This window comes from Streptosporangium sp. NPDC006013, from assembly GCF_040614275.1.
Classification (GTDB): domain Bacteria; phylum Actinomycetota; class Actinomycetes; order Streptosporangiales; family Streptosporangiaceae; genus Streptosporangium.
The window spans coordinates 1-5,837 of record NZ_JBEXUE010000566.1 but is presented as its reverse complement, the minus strand read 5'-3'; the positions used below and the strand labels follow the sequence as shown (position 1 = coordinate 5,837).

The 5,837-nt window shown below is 71.2% G+C and carries 6 protein-coding genes; 2 read left to right on the top strand and 4 right to left on the bottom strand.

Annotated features, from left to right (window positions below):
- From ABZ260_RS45070 to ABZ260_RS45055, 4 genes are all read right to left on the bottom strand, one after another.
- On the bottom strand, positions 1-435 hold a 435-nt coding region (locus tag ABZ260_RS45070; protein ID WP_355630398.1), incomplete at its 3' end, for a nuclear transport factor 2 family protein.
- Positions 432-1,319: an FAD-binding protein gene (locus ABZ260_RS45065; RefSeq protein ID WP_355630395.1), complete on the bottom strand. Its 888-nt coding sequence runs from the start codon at positions 1,317-1,319 to the stop codon at positions 432-434. The genes ABZ260_RS45065 and ABZ260_RS45070, both read right to left, overlap by 4 nt.
- Positions 1,319-1,975: an FAD-dependent oxidoreductase gene (locus tag ABZ260_RS45060; RefSeq protein ID WP_355630392.1), complete on the bottom strand. Its 657-nt coding sequence runs from the start codon at positions 1,973-1,975 to the stop codon at positions 1,319-1,321. The genes ABZ260_RS45065 and ABZ260_RS45060 overlap by 1 nt, the downstream gene beginning before the upstream one ends.
- Positions 1,956-3,440 carry an FAD-dependent oxidoreductase gene (locus ABZ260_RS45055; RefSeq protein WP_355630390.1) on the bottom strand — a complete coding sequence of 495 codons (1,485 nt, stop codon included), beginning with the start codon at positions 3,438-3,440 and terminating at the stop codon, positions 1,956-1,958. Before ABZ260_RS45055 ends, ABZ260_RS45060 begins: the two co-directional genes overlap by 20 nt.
- A gap of 396 nt (positions 3,441-3,836) precedes the next feature.
- On the opposite strand from ABZ260_RS45055, the gene ABZ260_RS45050 reads away from it, so the two are divergent.
- Positions 3,837-4,058 carry a hypothetical protein gene (locus tag ABZ260_RS45050; protein ID WP_355630387.1) on the top strand — a complete coding sequence of 74 codons (222 nt, stop codon included), beginning with the start codon at positions 3,837-3,839 and terminating at the stop codon, positions 4,056-4,058.
- 260 nt (positions 4,059-4,318) lie between these two features.
- Positions 4,319-5,815: an MFS transporter gene (locus tag ABZ260_RS45045; protein WP_355630384.1), complete on the top strand. Its 1,497-nt coding sequence runs from the start codon at positions 4,319-4,321 to the stop codon at positions 5,813-5,815.
- Positions 5,816-5,837 lie beyond the last annotated feature (22 nt).

The following is a 5,837-nucleotide window of genomic DNA, read 5'->3' as shown; positions in this document are numbered from 1 at the left end:
TCTGGAGCCTGACCAGCCGCTGGTCGGCCACGTACTCAAGGTAGCGTCGCATCTGCTCCACCCCCATTCCCGGCAGGCCGAGGCGTCGCCGCTCCAGTACGCCCTCATACTGGCGATCCGCTGGTCTTCGTCAAAGGTCATCACGTCGATCGGTTCGATATCGAACGTCCGGTCACCCAGCTTGGTCCGCACCCGGAAGTGGAAGGCGGCGCTGTCGCCGGCGATGCGGATGGTCAGCAGCTCGGTGTCCCGTCGTGCGCCCTCGAGCGCCGAGTAGAATTCGCGGATCGCGGCGCGACCACGACGTGGCTCGCTGCCCACCGGATCCTCGAGTGTCCCGTCCTCCGTGTAGCAGGACGCTATGTCGTCAGCGGTCCCGTTCGCCACGGCGTCCAGGTAACGGACGACGGCATCGTTGATCTTCCCGGCGCTCATCGGTCCTCCATCCGGAGCCGGGTGGCGGCGCGGTAGCCGAAGACCATTCCGGAGCCGAGCGGGACTCCGGGGGCCGGGTAGGCATGTCCGGCGACCGAGGCGGCCGAGTTGCCGACGGCGTACAGGCCGGGGATCGCGTTTCCGTCCTCGCCGAGTACCTGCCCGTCCTTTCCGATCCGTGCGCCGCCTTTGGTGCCGAGGTCGCCGAGCACCACCTGCACCGCGTGGAACGGAGCCCGCTCGATCGGGACGAGGCAGCTGTTCGGGCCGTCACCGGCGGCGAAGAACAGGTCGTAGGGATCCTCGCCGCGGTGGAAGTCGCTGTCCACGCCGGAGGCGGCGAAGCCGTTGAACCGCGTGACGGTCTTGCCGAGCACGTCGGCGGGCACGCCGATCCGCTCGGCGAGGCCGGTGAGAGTGCCGGCGCTGCGCCACAGGCCGGCCGTGCGGAACTCCTCGGGATCGGGCGCCGGCTGGGAGATCCCCGGCGCGTTCGGGAAGCGCTCGTCGAAGATCCACCAGACCGGAAGGTGCGACACGCCGGTGGCGTGCCCCGCGCGGATCTCGTGGCCCATCCGGTCGTACGGCAGCGACTCGTTGGCGAACCGCTCGCCCGCGGCGTTCACGAAGATGCCCCCGCGCAGGCCGAGGGTGAAGGCGGCGTGGCCGTTGGGGAACAGTACGGCCGGGCACCACCACGCCTCGTCGGTCAGGTCCGTCGCGGCGCCCACCGCCTGGAGCGCGGCGAGCGCGTCCCCGGTGTTCGACCCGGGGGCGGCCGACGACCAGTCCGCGCCGGGCAGGCCCTGCAGCTCGCGCCGAAGCTCCGCGTTGCGCTCGAACCCGCCGGCGGCCACGATCACGCCGCGCTCGGCGCGGATCATCAGTGCGCGGCCCTCGTACTCGGCCTCAGGCCGACGACCCGGCCGTCCTCGACCACCAGCGAGCGCATCCGCGTTCCGGTCCGCGACGTGGCGTTCCCGGTGCGGTCCAGGGCGAGCAGCAGCCGGCCAATGAGGGCCTGCCCCCCGGTCAGCGTCTCCCGCTCCTGCGGCACGCCGAACTGGTCGATCGAGATCGGCGGGCGCACCTGACCGAGCCTGGCGCCCAGCAGGTGCGCCGGCAGCGGCCTGGGGCAGATTCCCCGGCCGCCGGGCGCGCGCCCCGGAGCCGCGAAGTAGTCCGGGAACGGCAGGTACTCGAACTCCAGCACCGGGTCGCGGTCCAGGAACTCCACCAGCTCGGGCGCCGTCGAGACGTAGGCCTCCTGCAGCGCGGCCGGTGTGCGGTCGCCGACGACGGCCCGGAAGTACTCCAGCCCCCGCTCCACGCTGTCCTCGACACCCGCCTGGCGCAGGATGTGGTTGCCGGGCAGCCACAGACCCGACCCGGAGTAGGCGCTGGTGCCCCCGAAGTACTTCGTCTTCTCCAGCACCAGGGTGCGCAATCCGCCCGCCGCCGCTGTGTAGGCCGCCGTCAGCGCGGCGCCCCCGGATCCCACGACGACGACGTCGGCCGTCTCATCCCACTGAACTGGCACTGGTCTCCTCCAGATCGCTCGTGATGGCGGGCGGCGCGGCGGCCGTGCGGCCGGCGACCCGCCCGAAGGCGAGGGCATCGGCGATGTGGAACCCGCCGTCCTTCGCCCAGCTGTATGTGGAGCTCACCGACCCCGCGGCGTACAGGCCGGGGATGGCCGAGCCGAACGGGTCGAGGACCCGGCAGTGCTCGTCACGGCGCGGCCCCCCGCTGGTCCACCCCAGCAGCGGTGCCAGCTCGAACGCGTAATAGGGGCCCTGCTCCAGCGGGGTGAGGCTCTCGGCCCGGCGGCCGAACCGTTCGTCGCGGCCGGCGGCGCAGGCCGCGTTCCAGTGGCGGACCGTCTCGGCCAGGGTCTCTGGGGCGACGCCCAGCCCGGCGGCCAGCCCTTCGACGGTGTCGGCGCGCCGGATCCAGCCGCGATCGATCTCGGCCTGGTTGTCGAGGCTCCATTCGTAGCCCTCGATGAGCACCTTCCATCCGACCGGCAGGTACTCGCGCGGCGGGCACAGCGGCCCGGCGCGGCGCGTGCGCTCGTCGAACACGACGTACGCGGGCTGCGCCGGATGCAGCTCGTCGCGGCCGCGAATCCGCGACTGGCCGTGGCCGCCGAGCGCCGGGGTCTCGTCGACGAACCGACGCCCGTCGGGCGCGACCCAGATGTAGCCCGTCGCGGGCGGCACCATGAAGAACCCGGTGTCCGAGCCGGGGACGCGTATCCCGCTGAACGCGGTCATGTTGCCCATGTGCCACAGGTCGGCCCCGGCCTTCTGCGCCATCCGGTGTCCGTCACCGGTGCCCGCCGGGCTTCCCCAGACCGGGCACGGCGCGAGTCGCAGGTAGTCGCGCACCATGGCGGGGTCGTTTTCGAAGCCACCGGTCGCCAGCACCACCCCGGTCCGGGCCCGCACCCGCAGTGGCCCGCCACCGGACTCGGCGACGACACCCGTGACCACCCCGCCATCGATGACCAGCTCCCGGCCGGGCGTGGCGTAGCAGATCTCGACGCCCCGGGCGAGCGCCGCGTCGACGAGGAACCGGTACAGCAACTGGTCGCCCATCCGGCCCTCCAGGCTGTGGTAGCCGCCGTAGCAGTCGGCGCCGTCGAGGTGCGGGAACTCCGGGGGGTAGGCACCGTTCACGGCCACGGCCGCGCCGAGGCCCTCGATCCACCGGGTGTTGTGCCGGGTCTCCTCCGCCCAGGTGCGGATGACCGCCTCGGACACCGGGAGGTCCCCGCACAGGCTGCGCAGATAGACGGCGGCGCGCTGGGCGTCGAGGTTCTCGAACCAGCTGCCGCCCGAAACCCGGGTGTTGCCGCCCGCGGTCTCGGGCGGGCACTTCTCCAGCACCAGGACCTCGGCGCCGGCCTCGCGAGCCGAGATGGCGGCGGCGAGACCGGCCGCGCCGGCACCGAGGACCACGACCCCGGTCTGCCGGTCATATGGCTGCTGTGCTGACTGCATCGTCACTTCCGTCCGCATCGGCCCGCCGGAACCCGGGGGCGTGGTCTTCCGGGTAACCGGACCGTAATCAACGGCCTCGCCGCGCTCCCGGGCCGGTCCCGCTCAGCAGGACGAGCGGGGCAAGACCGGGACGAGGGGCCGGTCGGCGGCGCGAACAGCCTGCCGATCGCCGGTTCCGACCGGCCGCCGGGTACGGACGTCGCCGTGCGGATGAGATTTGGGTCCCGCTCATTGGGATGCCCGACGTGATCCGCGTCACTGGGCGCTTAGCGTCTGCGCCAGTGCACGACGCCGCTCATCGCAGGTGCTCGATGAAAGGCACGGTCACCGTCGAACAGGAGGCCGAGGATGATGGTCAACGGCGTTGCTCAACCGGCCTGGGCGCAAGGACCGCCGGTGAGCGCGGCTCCGTACGCCTTCCTCGGGCTCATCGGCGGACCTGACCCCGCCGGGGGCGGGCTGGAGCATTTCGACTGGCTCGTCGGCTGCGGTGTCCCGTTCGTGCCGAAGTTGTGGAACGAGCCATCCTGGGAGGCGCCGGCCGGGTACGGCCTGATGTACACCGGCGCAGAGAACGCCCATCTCTTCGCGGACCCGCTGTCCGCCGCGGCGGCCTGAACCGGACGAGCCGGTTGCGCTCCGCACCGCCCCTGATCTCCCCGAGCCCCGGCGGTTCCCCGCCGGGCCGGGATGACCGTACCCCCATCGTGGGGGACCTGCGGTCCGTCATCAACCGGAAAACGTGCGTGACACCGCGGTGTCCGCGTGGTGCCAAGGAGGAACAGCATCCCCCCGCCGGGACCTGCGCCACGAAGACGCTGAGGTCCGCGGCCACGCCGAGATTCATTGAAACATCACGTTTTTCTGGAGGCCTGACGATGAGTACTACGGATACGACGGCGGAGACGGGCGGGTGGACCCCACGGCTCGTCCTCTCCATGGTGACGATGGTCATGATCCTGGAGGGGACCGCGCTGGGGTTCAGCCTCGTGTCGACGGCGCTGCCGGCGATCACCACCCACTTCAAGACGGACCAGGGAGGCTGGCTTCTCACCGGCTTCATCCTCTCCGGGGCCGTCCTCTGCCCGCTGGTGGGGAAACTGGCCGACATCCACGGCAAGCGGCGAATGATGATCGTCTGCCTGCTGACGAGCACGGCAGGCTCGGTCCTGGCGACCGTGGCACCGACATTCGGCGTGCTCATCGCGGGCCGGCTGCTGCAGGGCACCGTGCTGCCCACGATGTTCCTGAGCTACTCGCTGATGCGCGACGTGTACCCACGGCGGATCCTGCCGCTGGCCAGCGCGGTCGCGATGACCGGCACCGGGGTCTTCTCCATCGGCGTGCCGTTCCTCATCGGATGGCTGCTCGACAACTGGGGCTTCCGCGGCCTGTTCGCCTTCGACATTCTCTGGATGGCGATCCTCACCCCGCTGCTGCTGCTGACCACTCCGGAGACGCCGCTGCGCGTCCCCTCGCGGGTGGACTTCCTGGGCGCCGGCATGCTGGGCTCTGGCCTGGGCATCGGGCTCCTGGGGATCAGCTTCGGCAGTACGTGGGGCTGGGGCTCGGTCACCACCCTGGGCGCGTTCGCCGTCGGCCTGCTGCTCATGGCCGGATTCGTCATGCGGTCGCTGAACTTCTCCGATCCGCTCGTCGACCTGCGGATCTTCACCCGCCGGCCGATCCTGCTCGCCGCGGTGACGGCCGCCACGGCATACGGGACGACCGGCCTCTCCGGCTCGATGTCTCCGATGATCGGCTTGACGCCGAGCGAGGCCGGGCTCGGCTACGGCCTGGGGATGACCGCGTCGGAGTACGCGATGATCTCGGCTCCGCAGTCGATCGCCATGGTGATCATGGGCGTTGTCGTCGGCAAGCTGCTCAATCGTGTGGGCGGCGCGACCATGATGAAGATCGGCCTGCTACTTCTCCTCGTGGGCGGTCTGCAACTCGGCTTCAACCACGGCAGCTACCTTCAGGTCCTCATCGCCGCCCTGCTGCTGGGCGCCGGGACGGGCCTGGCCTACGGCTCGATCCCCGGCATGGTCATCGCCGGCGCCCCGGCCGACAAGCAGGGTTCCATCGCCGGGATGGTACAGGTGAGCTACAGCGGCTTCTCCAGCACCACACCGGTCATCCTGTTCGTCATCATGGGGCAGTTCGCAATGCGTACCCCGGACGGCACCGTCCTGTACCCCGAGAGCTCCATCAACGCGGGTGCGCTGTTCATGGCGGGCCTGATCATCATCGGGCTGCTGCTCGCCTCGACGGTCCTGCGGGTCCGCAGGCAGGATTCGCTGCTCGACATCCCGGATTCGCTGCCCGAGCCGCCCCCCGCCACCGTGGCGGCGGCCCCGGACGGGGGGCGCTGACCCTCACGGCGGCGGCCGCTCC